We start from the raw sequence: 15,632 nt of genomic DNA on the forward strand, positions 1-15,632 counted from the left end.
GCGGACGGCCGCGGCGGAACCGGTGGCTCAGCGACAGTCGATGTCGGAGACCGCGAGCATGTGCACACCGATGAGCACCAGCCGGAAGGCGGTGTGCTCGGAATGGTGGTGGCGCGGCATGCGCCACAGCCTGTACGAAGTCGTCCGAACACTCAACCGGATTCCACGGCTTGGGATGTGACGTCTCGACAGGTGATCACCGGGGCCCCGGTCCGGGTCGCGGACCGGGGCCTTCGGCAGCCGTGGGCGGGGCCGGTCAGGCCGCCACGGGCGTGTAGTGGGCCGCGTCGTCGCCCTCGACGACGTAGCTGGGTGTGCCGTCGACCCCGACGGGGACGTCCCCGGCGACGGTGACGCGGTGCAGCAGCCGGGGCAGGTCCCCGTAGTCGTCGGGGGCGTAGTGCTGGGTGATGCGGTTGTCGAACAGCACCAGGTCTCCGGGGTTCCAGGCGATCCGCACCAGGTTCTCGGGCCGGGTGACGTACGACTGGAGGAGCCGCAGCAGGTCCCGCGACTCCGACGGCCCGAACCCTACGAGGCTCTGGGCGAACCCGCCGATGAACAGCCCCCGTTCGCCGCTCTCCGGGTGGACGCGCACGACCGGGTGGGCGGTGCGGTAGCGGCGGGAGACGAACTGCCTGCGGTGTTCGGCGGCCTTGGCGTTCTTCGGTTCGGCGTAGTCGTACGCGTTGGTGTGCACCGCCCACAGCCGGTCGGCGAACTCGCGTAGCGGCTCCGGCAGGTCCTGGTAGGCGGCGGCCGCGTTGGCGATCAGTGTGTTGCCGCCGTAGGGCGGGACGACGAGGGCGCGGAGGGTGGACGCCTTGGGGGGCGTACGGACGAAGGTGACGTCCGTGTGCCAGTGGTTGGCGCGGATGCCCTCGCCCCCGTCCACCGGCAGGACCTCCGGCCGCCCCTCGACGGACGGCACGGTGGGATGGGCGGTGGTCAGCTCGCCGAAGAGGGAGGCGAAGCGGAGCTGCCCGTCGTCGTCGAGGTGCTGGCCGCGGAAGACGAGGGCCTTGTGCTCCAGCAGGGCGTCGCCGATTCCGGCGACGACCGCGGGATCGAGGTCCTCGGCCAGGTCCAGGCCGTGGATCTCGGCGCCGATCCGGCCGCCGATCCGGCGGATCTCGAAGCCGGCCGGCGGGGTGTGCGAGGCCGGTGCGGCGGGTGTGGTGGTGGTCATGTCGGCGTGGTCCTTCCAGGAGGTGACGGGAGGGATGGGTGGGTGGCCGCCGCGGGCGGCGGCCCGGCGGCGGGGGCGGGTGCCGGGTGGTCCGGCGGGTGCGGGTGCGGGTTCGCCGGGGCCGCCGGGACCGCCGTGGTGCCCGGTCAGGCGGGCTCCCCGGCCGCGACGGACTGCCGGGGCCGACCGGCGCGGGAGACGGCCGGCCTCGGCAGCCCGTAGTGCTCGCGCAGCGTCCGCCCGGTGTACTCGGTGCGGAACAGTCCGCGTGCCTGGAGGATCGGCACGACCTGGTCGACGAAGTGGTCCAGTCCGCCGGGCAGATGGGGCGGCATGACGTTGAACCCGTCGGCCGCGCCCTGGGTGAACCACTCCTCGAGCCGGTCCGCGATCTGCTCGGCGGTCCCGGCGACGACCCAGTGGCCGCGCCCGCCGCCGAGCCGGGCTATCAGTTCCCGCAGGGTGAGCCCGTCCCGCCGGGCGAGGTCGGCGACGAGCGTGAAGCGGCTCCTGTTGCCGTTGATGTCCCGCTCGTCCGGCAGCTCGGGCAGGGGCCCGTCCAGCGGCAGCCCGGTCAGGTCGGTGCCGAGCATCCCGGAGAGCTGCGCCAGGCCGTACTCGGGCACCTGGAGGTCGGTGAGCTCCTGTTCCAGGGCGCGGGCCTCCGCCTCGGTCGAGCCGATGACGGGGCAGATGCCGGGCAGGACCTTCACGTCGTCCCCGGACCGGCCGTGGCGGGCCGCCCGGCTCTTGAGGTCCTTGGAGAACGCCTGCGCGTCGGAGAGGGTCTGCTGCGCGGTGAACACCGCCTCGGCGTGCCGGGCCGCGAACTCCCTGCCGTCCTCCGACGAGCCCGCCTGCACCAGCAGCGGGCGGCCCTGCGGGGAGCGCGGCACGTTCAGGGGGCCGCGCACCCGGAAGTGCGTTCCCCGGTGGTCGACGGGCCGGATCCGGTCGGTGTCCGCGTAGACGCCGCCCTCGCGGTCGAGGACGATCGCGTCGTCCTCCCAGCTGTCCCACAGCTTGACGGCGACCTCGACGAACTCCCGCGCCCGCTCGTAGCGCAGGGAGTGTTCCAGGTGTTCGTCGCGGCCGAAGTTGCGGGCCTCGTCGACGGAGCCGGACGTCACGATGTTCCAACCGGCCCGGCCGCCGCTGAGGTGGTCGAGGGAGGCGAACGCCCGGGCCGTGGTGAACGGCTCGTTGAACGTGGTAGAGACGGTCGCGATGAGACCGATCCGCTCGGTGGCGGTGGCCAGCGCCGACAGGAGCGTGAGCGGCTCGAAGCCGCCCAGCGCGTTGTACCGGGCGTTGCCCCACAGGGCGAGGCCGTCGGCCAGGAACACCGAGTCGAGCAGCCCGCGCTCGGCGGTTCGGGCCAGCTCCTGGAAGTACGTCGGGTCGGTGATCCGCTCCGGGGTGGTGAGGGGGTGCCGCCAGGCGGCGTCGTGGTGGCCGGCGTTCATCAGGAACGCGTTCAGGTGCAGTTGGCGGCGGGGTGGTGATGCGGGCATGGCGATGTCCTGGGTGGTGGGAGGGACGAGCGGAGGAGTCCACGAGCGGGACGGGAGCGCGTCGGCGCGCGACGGAGCAGGCCGGTGCGGGGAGGGCGGGCCCGGCGGTCAGCCGCGCGCGGGGACCCGCCAGGAGCTGAGGCGCCGCTCCAGGGCGACGAGGAGCTGGTTGAAGACCACGCCGATCGCGGAGATCGTGACGATCCCGGCGTACATCTGCGGGATGGCGAAGTTGTACTGCGAGGCGTTGATCAGGTAGCCGAGTCCCGCCTTGGCCCCGATCATCTCGGCCGCGACCAGCACCAGGATCGACACGGCGCCCGCGAGCCTGACGCCGGTGAACACCGCCGGCACGGACGCCGGAAGGATCACCTTCTGGAACAGCCGTACGGGGGACAGGTCCAGCGACCGGGCCAGCCGGAGCAGGGTCGGGTCCACGGACCGCACCGCGCTGATCGTGCTCAGCAGGACCGGCCAGGCGCAGGCGTACACGACGATCGAGATCTTGGACGTCTCACCGATGCCGAGCAGCAGCACGAACACCGGCAGCAGCGCGAGGGCGGCGGTGTTCCGGAAGACCTCCAGCAGCGGTCCGAGCAGATCCGCCACCGGCCGGTACCAGCCGATCAGCAGGCCGAGGGGCACGGCCAGCGCGACCGCGATCCCGAACCCGCTGAGGGAACGGGTGAGACTGGCCCGCGCGTGGTCGGCGAGCTGCCCGTCGCCGGCGAGCTGCCACCACGCCCCGGCCACCTCGGTGAACGGCGGCAGGAACGTCCGGTCGACCAGGCCCAGGCGGGGCGCGGTCTCCCACAGCAGGAGCAGCGCGACGACGGCCGCCGACGAGGTGCCCGCCCTCACCAGTCCGTACGCCAGCCGCCGGGCCGCCCACCGCGGCGACCCGCGGCGCGTCGCCGCCGGAGCCGGAGCCGGGGTCGGGACCGGGTCGGGGGAGGGGGCGGCGGCCTTCGGGGGCGCCACGGGACGGGCGGCGAGACCGGTGCCGGCCTCGGTCACGGGGTTCATACGGCGACTCCTTCTCTCTCCTCCTGCTGCGCCCTGGACACCTCGTCGCGCAGCAGCGACCAGATCTGGTGCCGGTAGCGCGCGAAGTCGGGACTGGAACGCGGATCGTCACCACGCGTCGGGGCGGGCAGGTCGATCGGTACGACCTCCTTGACCCGGCCGGGCCGGGAGGTCATCACGGCCACCCGCTGCCCCAGGCGCACCGCCTCGTCGATGCCGTGGGTGATGAAGACGACCGTCTTGCCCGTGCGCCGCCAGATGCGCAGCAGTTCGTCCTGGAGGGACTCCCGCGTCTGGGCGTCCAGCGCCGCGAACGGCTCGTCCATCAGCAGCACGCCGGGGTCGTGGGCCAGGCTGCGCGCGATGGCGACCCGCTGCCGCATCCCGCCCGACAGCTCGTGCGGATGCCTCCCCTCGAACCCGCTCAGGCCCACCAGGTCGAGGAACTCGCGCGCCCGCTCGACCCGTTCGCGCCGCGGCACACCGGTGGCCTCCAACCCGAACTCGACGTTGCCCTGGGCGGTGCGCCACGGCAGCAGCGCGTACTGCTGGAACACGATGCCCCGGTCCAGGCCGGGCCCGGTGACGGGCGAGCCGTCGAGGAGGATGCGGCCCGACGTGGGCCGGGACAGGCCGCCGAGCAGGTCCAGCAGGGACGACTTGCCGCACCCGCTGGGTCCCACCACGACGAGGAACTCGCCGTCGCCCACGGTCAGGTCGACACCGTCGAGGGCGGTGACCACCGACCGCACGCCGTTTCGGCCCCTGACGGGGAACTCCTTCCCGACCCCGTCGAACACGATCTTGGCCGTGTGTGCGGCCGCGGAACCCGCCATGGTCGCCGTCACCTCCCGCTCGTCGTGGCCGCGGCGGACGCCGCCGGGGGCGCGGGGGACGCGGCCGCGTTGTAGTCGTTGGTGTAGAGGGAGTCGAGGCGGACCCGGGCGCGGTCGACGTCGCCGCGCTCGGCCAGCCAGTCGATCCAGAGTCGGAACTCCTCGTCCGTGATGCGCCCGCCGGGTTCGGCCACGCCGTACGACTTCCAGTAGCGCAGGATGTCGGCGTCCTCGTTCCGCTCCTTCTTCCGCCTCTGGACGATCTCCGTCATCCGCGCGACGACCTCGTCGCGCGGGGCGTTGCGGGACCAGTCGAGCGCCCGGCCCACACCGGTGACGAACGTCCGGGCCGTGTCCGGGTTCCGCTCGACGAAGAGCCTGGTCATGACGTACGTCCCGGCGCTGAAGGAGCCCAGGAGCCGGTGGTCGGTGAACAGCGGCCGCAGCCCTCCCGCGGCCAGGGCCTTGTCCCGCAGCACACCGCCGAGCACGGCCACGTCGATCTGCCGCTGCCGCAGGGACTGCTCGGTGTTCACCGGCGGCACGACGAGGGCCTCGACCTTGTCGGCGTCCGCCGGGGACACCCCGCCGCGCTGGAGGTAGATGTCGAGCATGGCCTCGGAGTGCGCGCCGAGGGTGTTCATGCCGACCTTCTTGCCGATGAGGTCGCGGGCGGACCGGATCGGGCTGTCGGCGCGTACGTAGAAGCCGTTGAAGGCGTCCTCGTCGGATCCGTAGTAGCTGATGACGGCCTTGATGGGGGCGCCGCTCGCGGCGAGCTTCACCACCGCTCCGTTGAAGGCGCCGCCGAAGTCGGTCTGGCCGGTGGCCGCCGACTGGATGTCCTGCGGCCCGCTGATGGTGTTGCCGACCCACTCCAGCCGCACGTCCTCGAGGTAGCCGAGGTCCTGGGCGAGTTCGGCGGGGGTGACCTGGCCGGCCCACCCCTGGTAGCGGAGCGTCCTGGTGCCGTTCCCGCCGGAGGACCCGCCGCCCACGGCCGTGCCGCAGCCGACCGTGACCGCCGAGAGCCCGAGCAGGGTGAGGAACCGGCGTCGGTTCGCCGGGGACAACGTACTCATCGGAACGTCCTGTTCAAAGGAGGCGGGCAGGGCGGGAAAAGGGCTCAGGAGACGGCGGGCGCCGGACGCTCCTGACCGGCGGGGCGGCGGACGCCGGGCGCGGGGGAGCACCGGGCGCGGGGCGGAGAACACCCCGGTGAACGCCGGTGCGTGCCGGCGGAGACGGGGAGGGGGACTGGCGAAAGGCACCGACGGAGGGGGAACGGTGGACGCGCCGGCGCCGCTGCCGAACCGTCGGGCCGCACGGCGGCGCCGAGGGATGTCCGGCGGGCTACGGCGAGCCCGCCTGCGGGACGCCTAACAGCCGCGGAAGGGGAACGCACAGAGGGCGCTGGCGTGCCGTCGGAGATCGACGTGCAGCCGCGCGGCGAAGTTCGCTGACTGGCTCACGTCCACGAGGCTGGCAGCGCGATTCGGCCACGTCAATGCGGGAAACAGGCCCGTCACACAGACCGGTTCCCCCGCCACGCCGCCGCAGCACGTCGTTCACGAACCGCGGTACCGTGCCGCCCCCCGGCCCGTGGCGGAGGCCCGCACACCGCCCGCGAGACCGCGCGGACACGGACCGGGACACGGCGCGGCGCCCTGGTCGCGACCGCTCCGGCGTGAGCGGCGGGCGAAGGGGCAGTCGATACTTGGGGAGACCGCCACTGGAGGGGATGCGTGATTCCGTCGAAGACGCGGGCCCGGCTGCGGGCCGTGGAACAGCAGCTGTCCGACCCGCCCCCGGCGCGGCTCGACGGGCAGACCGCGATCCCCCTGGTGTGGCGGCAGGAGACGCTGTGGGACGAGCGCGCGCCGGACCCCGGGGCCGCCCCGCCGCGGCGGCGCGGAAAGCGCCGGGCGCGACGGGGCCGGCACGCGTTCGACCTCCCCGCCCGGCCGGCCACCCGTCCCCGCCGCGACTACGTACACGGCCGCCGCGTGGTCCTCGTGGTCCCGGTCGGCGGCTACCTGTGACCTCCGCTGCCCCGCGCGGCCGACACGACCGATCCGGCGGCGCGGCCCCGGGCACGGGACGCGGAGCCGACCCGTGCGCCTGCCGTCCGCCGTCCGCCGTCACCGGAGGCCGGGGCAGACGGTGCGCCCCCCACCGGCCCGGGAGTGATTCCATCCGGTCCTGTGCACCTCCACGGGTGCGGCGTCGAGTGCGTCCCCACGCGACGCCGCACCGAAGGATCCGCCACCGCGAGGGAGCGGCCGTGTCCATTGCGGTGCGCGGTCACCCGCCGATCACCGGGGCAGGGAACTCCCTCGCGGCACGGACCGTGAGCTCCGGCGGAGGTCAGGCGACGAAGACGCAGAACGGGTGACCGGAAGGGTCCGCGAACACGTACAGCGGTTCGTCGGGATCGTCGTACCGGTCGAGGAGGAGCGCGGCCCCCAGGGACTCCGCCCGCTCCCGCTGCCTGCGGAGCTCGGCGGGGCTCGAAACCGTGAAGTCGAGGTGCAGCTGCATCGGGACGTCGTGCTCGGGCCACGTGGTGCGGGGCAGCCGGTCGACCCGTTGGAAGGCGAGCCCGTTCCCCCCGCCGGGGCCGCGGAGCACGAGCCAGTCCGGCTCGTCGGGCGCCCCGTCCGCAGGCGGTTCGTCACCGGGCCGGTACGACCACCCGAGCAACTGCCGGTAGAACTCGGCGAGCTCCCTCGGCCCGGTGGTGTCCAGTACGGTCTGCGTCAACTGGGGATACTCGGTCATGAGCCCTTCCTCGAACCGCTCGATCGGCATGCCTCTCCTCTCCGGTGTCCGGCCGCCGGGCGGGGAAACAAACCGCAGGCCACCGCTTCCCCTTCTTCGCCGGGGCCGCCTCCGGGGCGCTCGGCGACACGGAGGTGCGGAAGGGGGGGCGGTGGCGCGGGGGCGGGGCCGACCGGCCGGTCGAGCGCTCGGAGCCTGGGGGCCCGGGAGAGGACCTGGGGCGGGACGACGCGAGTGTACGTTCGTACCCTTCGAGGGCACGTAACGTACGCATTGCTCGGGCCGCGCCGACGACCCCGAGCAGGCACGCGGAGCCGTCACCGACCTCGTCCACGCCCTCTCCGAAGGGTCCCGCCGCGACCTGATCCCCACCCGGGAGCTCTACGTCCTCGCCGCGCGGCGCCCGGAGTGCCGGCGGCCGACCCGGGCGTGGACGCGCCGTAGCCGGCACCTGCTGGAGCGGCACGTCGACCCGGACACCGCCCGCCGGCTCGACGCGCTGACCGAGGGGCCCACCCTGCACCGCGCCCTGGACGGCGGAGCACCCCACCGCCGCGAACTGACCGGACAGGCGGTCACGCGCATCACCACCGTCGCGTAGCGACGGCCTCCTGACGGCCCGTGGGGGCGCGGACCTGACACCGCACCCCCACGGGCCCCGTACGTCCGCGCGGCCCGGCCGCGGGGGAGGGGCTTTCGGCGGCCACGGCGGCGGACGGTTCGCCTCCCACCCCGCGCCGGGGCCGCGCAATACCCGGTGCGGGCGGCCGTCCGCACCGGGTGGCGTCCCCCCGTGCGTTGATCTTCAGGGTGGCGACGTCGCGGTCACCACAGACGGAGCGCCCACCCTCCCGTCGGCGAGACGGCGAGGGCGGCTCGGCACGTCCACCCCGTCGAACCCACCGGAGAGCAGCCCATGACCTCCCAGGACGCTCTGACGTACGAGGCGTTCGTCGCCCGCGCCGCCACCGACCCGGACGTCGTCGGGCTCGTCCTCAAGGGCTCGCGCGCCCACGACGGCATGGCCACCGCGTACTCCGACCACGATGTGTACGTCCTCCTCGCGGACGGGGCGGACACCGGCCTCGCGGATCCCGACGGCCACCGCTCCGCGGAGCTCGATCTCGTCGCCATGACGGTGGGCGGGTTCCGCGGGCTCGGCGGCCATGAGCGCTACGCCCTCGCCCGGGCCCGGGTCCTGCTCGACCGGCTCGACGGGGGGATCGCGGAAATCGTCGCCGCCAAGGGGCGGCTCGGTGCCGACGAGGCGTCCCGGGAGGCGGCCGGCCGACTGGACGCCTACGCCAACTCCCTCTACCGGTCGGTCAAGAACGCCCGTGACGGCCACCTGCTCGCCGCGCGTCTCGACGCGGCCGACAGCGTCGGCTGCCTGCTGGAGTTCCTGTTCGCCCTCGACCTCCGTCCGTGCCCCTACAACAAGTACCTGGAGTGGGAACTGGAGAGGTTCCCCCTGCCCGGGTGGGAGACGGGGGCGCTGCTGGACGCGGTCGGACGTGTCGCGGGGAGCGGCGGCGTGAGCCTCCAGCGCCGCCGCTTCGCCCGGGTCGAGGCGGTGGCGCCCGAGGCCGGCCACAGGCCCGTACTGGATGCCTGGGGCGAGGAGCTGCTGGTGATGCGCCCCGGGCCGGACCACCGGGCCGTCCGCCCGTCCGAGTGACCGCTCTTTGCCGCCCGCGGTGCCGGGCCGCGCCGCCCGCACGGCCGACGGGCTCCGGCCGGGCTCATTCGCGGGCCCCGGCCGGGCTCATCGGCGCGGGGGCTTCGGCGGGTCGGAGGTGACGGCGGCGTTGTAGCGGACCAGGTACGCCGCGAAGCGGGCCAGGTCGTCGGCGGACCAGTCCCGGAGCCGTTCCTCGTAGGCGGCCTGCCTGCTGGCCTGCGTCGAGGCGAGGACGCGCCGCCCCTCCTGCGTCGGGTGGAGGACCTGGACGCGGTGGTCGCCCGGGTCCGGGCGGCGCTCCACCAGGCCCAGCCTCTCCAGCGAGGCGAGCTGCCGGCTCACCGTCGACTTGTCCAGCAGGTAGTGGGCCGCCAGGTCCGTGGCGCTGCAACCCGCCCGGTCGTGGATGTGGGCGAGCAGCGTGTAGGAGACGAGGGGGAGGTCGGGGTGGAGCCGGGCCGCGGCGGCCCGGGCACGGCGGGCGAAAGCCGTCAGCTCCCGCTGGATGACGTCGACGGATGTCTCACGCGCGCCCTCGCTCATGGTGCGCCCCTTGTCGTTGGCTCGTGTCGTCGGTCGACCGGCGTCCGGTCTCGGTTGTATAGTACAACGGTTTGTTGTTGTAAAAGCCAACCAATGGAGGTTCCGTGTCCGCAGGGCCGAACACCAAGGGAGCGCTGCGCCACGTCCTGGGGCACCTGCTCACCCCGCTGCTCATGTGCGTCGGCATGGGACTCGCCTACCTCGGCGCGTTCCACGCCCCCGAACCCCACCACCTCCGCGTCGACGTCGTCGGGTCCGGGCCCACCGCCCAGGTCCTCGCCCAGACCCTCCAGGACGAGGGCGCGGGCGCGCTCGACGTCCGCACCGTCACCGACCAGGACTCCGCCGTCACCGCCCTGCGCGAGCGGACGAGCTTCGGTGCCTACGTCCCCGGGGCCCGCCCCGAACTCCTCGTCGCCAGCGCCTCCTCCGACACCAGCGCCATGGCCGTCGAGAAGGTCTTCACCAAGGTGGCCGCCGCCCAGGACGCCCCCCTCAAGGTCACCGACGTCGCTCCCGTCTCCGACGGCGACCCCACCGGACAGGGCGTCTTCTTCCTGCTCGTCGCCCTCAGCATCGGCTCGTACGCCTCCGTGGCCGTCATCGGCGGCGCCGGAGCCGCCCTGCCGATGCGGATCCGCGCCCTCCTGGCCGCGGGCACGTCGCTCGCCGTCAGCCTCGTAGGGGTCCTCTTCGCCGGCCCCGTCTTCCACCTCGTCGACCACGGCCTCGGCGGACTGTGGGCGATGGCCTGGCTCTACGGCGCCGGCATCCTCTTCATCGGCGTCGGCCTCCACACCTTCCTCAAGCGGTGGACCACCCTCGGCGTCATGGTGCTGTTCGTCATGCTCAACTTCACCAGCTCCGGCGGCATCTACCGGCCCGAACTGCAGCCCGGCTTCTTCGCCTCGCTGCACGCCTTCTGGAACGGCGCCGGATTCGTCGAGGGCGTCCGCGCCCACGTGTACTTCGGCGGGCACGCCCTCGGCGGGCACGTCCTCGTCCTCGCCCTGTGGCTGCTCGCCGGCCTCGCCCTGACCGCCGTCGCGGGCGTCACCGAGACCCGGCGCCGCGCCCGGACCGCCGCTGCCCCCGCCCCGGAACCTGCCGCCGCCTCCCCCTCCGCCGCGGACCGGACCGTGACGGAGGAGACCGAGGAGGAGATGGAGGAGGCGGTCGGCGTCTGACCGCGCGCCGCCCCCTCGACCGCCCGACCGGGTGGGCGAGGCGCTCCGCGGACCGGCGGCCGGCGCCTGCCTGCGGGAAGGGGAGCACGGACGGGCGGCGCCGCGACGGGCGACCGGAGCCGGACGTACGACTCCGCCTCCGGCGGGTTCGGCACCGGCGGCCCGCTGTCGCCCGAGGCCGACGGAACCCGCGCGCCAGCTCCGGACGGGGGCGCCCATCGCGCACGTGAGCGGGGTGCCGGCCGGGGAGCGATCGATCGCGTGCCCGAATCGGCGCCCGCCCGGACGGTCGCGCCCACTCGGACGGTCGCGGGGCCCGGACGGTCGCGCCCGCCCGGGGCCCGTAGAGGTCGTCCCGGCCGGACGCGCGGGGCCGACAGCGGCGACCCCGACCGCGTCCCGGCCGACCGGTACCCGCACGGGCACGCGGAACGAGCCGCCCGCGCCGCTCTCCGGGCCACCCGGCAGGCCGGTGACGTGCCCTGCCGCCCCGGCAGCCGGTCGCACGCGCCCGTTGTGTTTCGCGCGGTCCCGGGAGAGGGCCGCCGGCCTCCGGGCCCGGCCGGGCCGTCACCCCCGGCGCGTGCCGCGCCGGAGGCTCCTGCCCGGGCCCCGGAAAGCCGACGGGACCGCCCTGTACGGGGCGGTCCCGAACCTCCGTCCGACGCGTCCGGCTCCTTCTCGACGAGGGCGGCCGTCGGACGTTCGCCGCCCCGACCGCTCACCACCCGGACCCCGACCGCGGGTCTCCGGTCGGCACCGGTGGCCCGGCCGCGTGGTCACCGCCGCCCGGGGGTTCGGGGGCCGCCGTGTTCGACGGCCCCCTTCCGGGTGATCGGCGGCGGGTGGGGCGCCGGTCCCGCCGGGCGGCGGGACCGTGCCGCTAGCCGGCGTAGGTCTCGTACTCGGCGACCTTCGGCGTGCCGGTCGAGCCGGTGATCTCGAAGGTGATCTTGCTCAGCGTGGTCCGGGGGAAGGTGATGACGCCCGCTCCGGTGCCGGAGGTCAGGACGGCGCCGGTGTCGGCGTTGACGACCCTCCACGTCTTGATGCTGCCCGCGGAGCCCGACGCCTCCCGGATGTTGATCTTGGACACCGCGGTGGGGGAGCCCCACTTGATCGAGACGGAACCGGTCGAACCGGCCGGCGACCAGTAGGTGTTCACGTCACCGTCCCGCACGTTGCCGTAGCTCGTCCCGTCGGCCTTGCTGGAGCCGTCGGCGCCGGCCCCGATGCTGAGGTTGGTTCCGCTGGGCTGGGTGGGCGTGGGGGAGGGGTCGGTCGGCGTCGGCGCGGGGGTGGTGGGCGTCGACGTGGGGCCGGTCGGGGTCGGGGTCGGCGACGGGGACTGCGGCGAGCAGCTGCCGTCCGACACCCGCAGGCCCTTGTTGGCGCCCGCCGTCTGGCTCACGACGCTCGGCACGCAGTTGGCCGCGTCGAGGCTGTAGGAGTAGGGGATGCTGACGGTGGTGTTGGACTGCGGGTTGGGACCGGCCGGCTTGTTGTCGGTCCCGGGGGCGGACCAGGTCACGTTGTCGAAGATGTTGCCGCTGACCTGCCAGTAGCCGGCCGCGTCGGTGTAGAAGGTGCCCAGGACGTCCTTGGAGTCCTTGAAGTAGTTGTTGTCCACCTTGGCGCGCGCCCCGGCCCGGGAGTTGATGCCGGACTCGTTGAGGCTCACGTAGTGGTTGTTGTAGATGTGGGCCGTGCCGCCGCGCAGCAGGGGCGCGCGGGAGTCGATGTTCTCGTACAGGTTGTGGTGGTACGTGATGAAGCCGTTGGAGAGGTCGCTCTCGCTGGACCCGACGAGGCCGCCGCGGCCGGAGTTGCGCAGGATGCTGTAGGACAGGGTCACGTACTGGGTGTTGTCCTTCATGTCGAAGAGGCCGTCGTACCCCTCCGACTCCCCGCCCGACGCCTCCAGGGTGACGTGGTCGACCCAGACGTTGCGGACGTTGCTCTCCATGCCGATGGCGTCACCGCCGTTGGACGTGGGCGAGCCCGACTTCTTGACGTTCCGGACGGTCACGTTCTGGATGATGATGTTCTTGGCGTCGCGGATGTGGATGCCCACCTGGTCGAAGACGGCTCCGCTGCCGACCCCGACGATGGTGACGTTGCTGATCTGCTTGAGCTCGATCACACCGGCGGCGGTGCTGCAGCTGCTGCCCGACACCTTGGCGGTGTTGCCGTGGTTGATGGTCCCCTCGACCTGGATGGTGATCGGGGTGCTGCTGCTGGCCCGGCTGCACAAGGCCGCGTGGATCGCGGTTCCCGTGGTGGCCCGCACGGTCTGCCCGCCCGCGCCGCCGGTGGTCCCGCCGTTCTGGGTGGCGTAGCCGGTGGCGCCGCCGGTCGCCGCCGACGCCTGGGGCATCGTCAGGAACACGCTGGCCGCGCCCGCAAGGGCCATCGTGGCCAGCCCCGCGGAGAGTCGCAGTGCGACTGGTCGCTTCATCCTCGCCTCATTCTTCTTCGTCTTCGCACGTGGGATGCCCCTGGCATATGCCATAGGCATGTCAATGGGTCGCCGAGGCCGCCGGCCTGCCGCTGGGCAGGCCGCTGGTCGGCCCGGAAAGGTGGAGTGCTGTTGTCGCGGATCGGGTCGGCACTTCCGCCGTGCCCCGGATCCTCGGGGTCGTCGGCGCGGGCCGCGGGGCCACCGTGGCCGTGTGCTCCCGCCCGCTCTACTGGCCGCGCTCCCCGATGGCGTCGGCGGTGGCGTCGGCGGTGTCGCCGCCACCCGTGCGACGGCCACTGGAGCCGGTGGCGTGCCAGGTCGCCCGTGGGGGGAAATCGTTGTCGTGGAAACCGTGGGGGACAGAGTGTTGCGTCTTCGTCGTGGCGTGCACCCTTCGTTCCGTGGCGCGTCGGCTTCCTGGGCGAAGCCCCGCGCCGGATCGGTGGCGGTTCGTGCGCGAAATCGCGGCGGGCACCGCGATGGACGCCTCCACCGGAACGATTCTTACGCGTCGGGAAAGCGCTTTCCGTCCGCGAGAATAGGACGGCATCCGTGGGACTACAAGGCTCTGGACAGTTGCGGAATGTACTCTTCCAAGTCATGCGCACGTCACCGTCCGTGAGGGGCGCCGGAGGCCGTGGCCGCGGCGGGGCCCGGCGGGCGAGAGGGCGACGGCGGTGCGGCCACGGGCCCCGTGGCGGCCGGCCCGGACCGGTGGTACCGCCAAGCGCCTGATCGACTACGGACGGGCCCATGGACGGCCGTACCGGATGCCCGGTCACCTGCCGGACCCCACCGCGGGCCCCGTCCCGCGTGAGGCGTCGCCGCAGAGCCGACGCCCCGTCACGGGGCCACCCGCGGCGCCGTACGGGCGGGTCCCGACGAGCGGCGGCCCGCCGCTTCCGCCACCGAGGACGGACCGGCGCGGGGCACGAGTCAGACCGGGGCGCCGAAGAGTGCGGAACCCCCTCCGGAGGCGGCCGGGCGCGCCGCCGCTGCCCGGCACGTCGGGTACCCGGCGCCACCGGCACCTTCGCGATGCCGCCCCGGGAGCGGGGCCGCGACGTCGAGCAGCCGCGCCGAGGCCCCCACGGGCAGCGGATGACCGGGGTGGGGGAGCGGTGCGAGGCGGGTGACGGGCAGGCGCCGGAACACCCGCGGCACTTGGCGGTACGGCGGCACCCGGTCGCGGGCCCGGACCACGGACGTGGACGTGGCCCGGGCCCGCAGCTCGTCGAGGAACACCCGCCGGCCGAAGGGCCCGGTGGCGAAACGCCGGACGCGCAGGGCCGCGGCGAGGACGTCCGCCGGGGACGCCCGGCGAGGAGGCGGCCATGACCGGGGAGCGCCACCGGGCCGGCGGCGGGCACCACGGCCGGTGCCGGGCACGACGGTCGGTCGGTGCCGGCCAGGGGCGGCCACGTGGCGAGGGGTTCCCGGGCCGGGAAGGCCCTCGGGAGCGACCCCACCGCCCGCAACGCGCCGTCAACCCTCCCGCTCCCCGCCGCCTTCGCCCCGTCCGGCACCGCATCGGCGTCCGGTCCGCCACGCTCCGCGACGGCAGCTTCCACGAACCCCGCTTGACGTGCGGGCGCCCCCCGATGCCCGGCACCGGGGCGGTACGGCCGCCGTGTGAGAAGGGGACGGGCGACGGTGGCGCGGGCGCGAGTATTCCCGGCCGCCACGGGCATCCGCTACCCGTGGAGACCTCCGACGAAAAGCCCCCGCGCGCGCCGGCCGCGCGCCGCGGAACCCCGTGGTGGTTCACCGTCCCCGCCGCCCTGCTGGTACTGGCGGTCCTGTTCACCGCCGCGGGGCGGTTCGGCGTCGTGCCCGGGTGGGACGACCTCTTCGGCGAGGACACCCGGGACCACTCCGGGCCCGCGCTGCTCCAGTCGATCCAGGACCTCAGCCGCTACGAGGGCGCCGCGGGCTCCTACCAGATCGTGGTGGACCTGGAGAAAGACGCCCGGTTCCTGCCGGACGCCCTCCGCGGCACCCGCACGCTGTACGTGGCGGCCGGTACCGTCGGCGCGTACGTGGACCTGGGGAAGACCGGACCCGAGGACGTCACCGTGAACGAGGAGCGGACGTCCGCCGTGATCCGGCTGCCGCGCGCCGTGCTGGGCCCGCCGGCCCTGGACCCCCAGCGGTCCTACGCGGTGTCCAAGCAGCGCGGCCTGCTGGACCGGCTCGGCGACCTCTTCTCCGACAACCCGAACGACGAGCGCGCGGTGCAGCGGCTGGCGGCACAGCGCATCGGGGAGGCCGCGGGGCAGAGCGGGCTCACCGAACGGGCCGAGCGGAACACCACCGCGATGCTGAAGGGGCTGCTGGGTTCCCTCGGGTTTGAACGGGTGACGGTGACGTACGGCTGAGCCGCCGTCAGCGCGACCGGCGCGGCGCCGGAGACG

At 74.1% G+C, this 15,632-nt stretch carries 13 protein-coding genes and 1 pseudogene; 5 read left to right on the plus strand and 9 right to left on the minus strand.

From position 1 onward, the window contains the following. Positions 1 to 27 precede the first annotated feature (27 nt). The 6 genes from AC07D6_RS05675 to AC07D6_RS05700 all read right to left on the minus strand — a co-directional run bounded on the left by AC07D6_RS05675 (position 28) and on the right by AC07D6_RS05700 (position 5,647). The gene (locus AC07D6_RS05675) at positions 28 to 120 is read right to left on the minus strand and encodes an Ms4533A family Cys-rich leader peptide (RefSeq protein ID WP_479042257.1); all 93 of its coding nucleotides are present in this window, start codon (positions 118 to 120) and stop codon (positions 28 to 30) included. A gap of 136 nt (positions 121 to 256) precedes the next feature. Beyond that, complete coding sequence (locus AC07D6_RS05680) at positions 257 to 1,189, minus strand: TauD/TfdA dioxygenase family protein (protein ID WP_479042260.1); 933 nt, start codon at positions 1,187 to 1,189, stop codon at positions 257 to 259. 146 nt (positions 1,190 to 1,335) lie between these two features. Beyond that, a complete protein-coding gene (locus AC07D6_RS05685; protein ID WP_479042263.1) occupies positions 1,336 to 2,703 on the minus strand; it encodes an LLM class flavin-dependent oxidoreductase in 1,368 nt (455 codons plus the stop codon). Positions 2,704 to 2,811: 108 nt separating this feature from the next. Continuing rightward, positions 2,812 to 3,729 carry an ABC transporter permease gene (locus AC07D6_RS05690; RefSeq protein ID WP_479042265.1) on the minus strand — a complete coding sequence of 306 codons (918 nt, stop codon included), beginning with the start codon at positions 3,727 to 3,729 and terminating at the stop codon, positions 2,812 to 2,814. Continuing rightward, on the minus strand, positions 3,726 to 4,565 hold the full coding sequence (locus AC07D6_RS05695) for an ABC transporter ATP-binding protein (RefSeq protein ID WP_479042267.1): 840 nt from the start codon (positions 4,563 to 4,565) through the stop codon (positions 3,726 to 3,728). Before AC07D6_RS05695 ends, AC07D6_RS05690 begins: the two co-directional genes overlap by 4 nt. An 8-nt stretch (positions 4,566 to 4,573) precedes the next feature. Further along, positions 4,574 to 5,647 carry an ABC transporter substrate-binding protein gene (locus AC07D6_RS05700; RefSeq protein ID WP_479042270.1) on the minus strand — a complete coding sequence of 358 codons (1,074 nt, stop codon included), beginning with the start codon at positions 5,645 to 5,647 and terminating at the stop codon, positions 4,574 to 4,576. 663 nt (positions 5,648 to 6,310) lie between these two features. Here AC07D6_RS05700 and AC07D6_RS05705 point away from each other — a divergent pair. Continuing rightward, positions 6,311 to 6,607 (plus strand): hypothetical protein, encoded by a 297-nt coding sequence (locus AC07D6_RS05705; RefSeq protein WP_479042273.1) that lies wholly within the window; start codon positions 6,311 to 6,313, stop codon positions 6,605 to 6,607. A 325-nt stretch (positions 6,608 to 6,932) separates the two neighbouring features. Here AC07D6_RS05705 and AC07D6_RS05710 read toward each other — a convergent pair whose 3' ends face one another. Then, complete coding sequence (locus AC07D6_RS05710; protein ID WP_479042275.1) at positions 6,933 to 7,376, minus strand: VOC family protein; 444 nt, start codon at positions 7,374 to 7,376, stop codon at positions 6,933 to 6,935. 274 nt (positions 7,377 to 7,650) lie between these two features. Here AC07D6_RS05710 and AC07D6_RS05715 point away from each other — a divergent pair. Both AC07D6_RS05715 and AC07D6_RS05720 read left to right on the plus strand, forming a co-directional pair. Further along, positions 7,651 to 7,947 (plus strand): annotated as a pseudogene (locus tag AC07D6_RS05715) (TetR/AcrR family transcriptional regulator); the annotation flags it as partial. A 315-nt stretch (positions 7,948 to 8,262) separates the two neighbouring features. Then, positions 8,263 to 9,024, plus strand: a complete 762-nt coding sequence (locus AC07D6_RS05720; protein ID WP_479042277.1) for a hypothetical protein — start codon at positions 8,263 to 8,265, stop codon at positions 9,022 to 9,024. 87 nt (positions 9,025 to 9,111) lie between these two features. Here the strand turns inward: AC07D6_RS05720 and AC07D6_RS05725 are convergent, their stop codons facing one another. After that, complete coding sequence (locus AC07D6_RS05725) at positions 9,112 to 9,570, minus strand: MarR family winged helix-turn-helix transcriptional regulator (RefSeq protein WP_479042280.1); 459 nt, start codon at positions 9,568 to 9,570, stop codon at positions 9,112 to 9,114. 104 nt (positions 9,571 to 9,674) lie between these two features. Between AC07D6_RS05725 and AC07D6_RS05730 the strand changes: the two genes are divergently transcribed. Then, positions 9,675 to 10,757, plus strand: coding sequence for a hypothetical protein (locus AC07D6_RS05730; RefSeq protein WP_479042282.1), 1,083 nt, complete (start codon positions 9,675 to 9,677; stop codon positions 10,755 to 10,757). Between the two features lie 883 nt (positions 10,758 to 11,640). Here the strand turns inward: AC07D6_RS05730 and AC07D6_RS05735 are convergent. Beyond that, complete coding sequence (locus tag AC07D6_RS05735; RefSeq protein WP_479042286.1) at positions 11,641 to 13,215, minus strand: pectate lyase family protein; 1,575 nt, start codon at positions 13,213 to 13,215, stop codon at positions 11,641 to 11,643. A gap of 1,703 nt (positions 13,216 to 14,918) precedes the next feature. Here AC07D6_RS05735 and AC07D6_RS05740 point away from each other — a divergent pair. Continuing rightward, positions 14,919 to 15,596 (plus strand): DUF4230 domain-containing protein, encoded by a 678-nt coding sequence (locus AC07D6_RS05740; protein ID WP_315881358.1) that lies wholly within the window; start codon positions 14,919 to 14,921, stop codon positions 15,594 to 15,596. Positions 15,597 to 15,632: the final 36 nt, after the last annotated feature.

The sequence above is a fragment of the Streptomyces sp. NPDC045287 genome, from assembly GCF_056432325.1.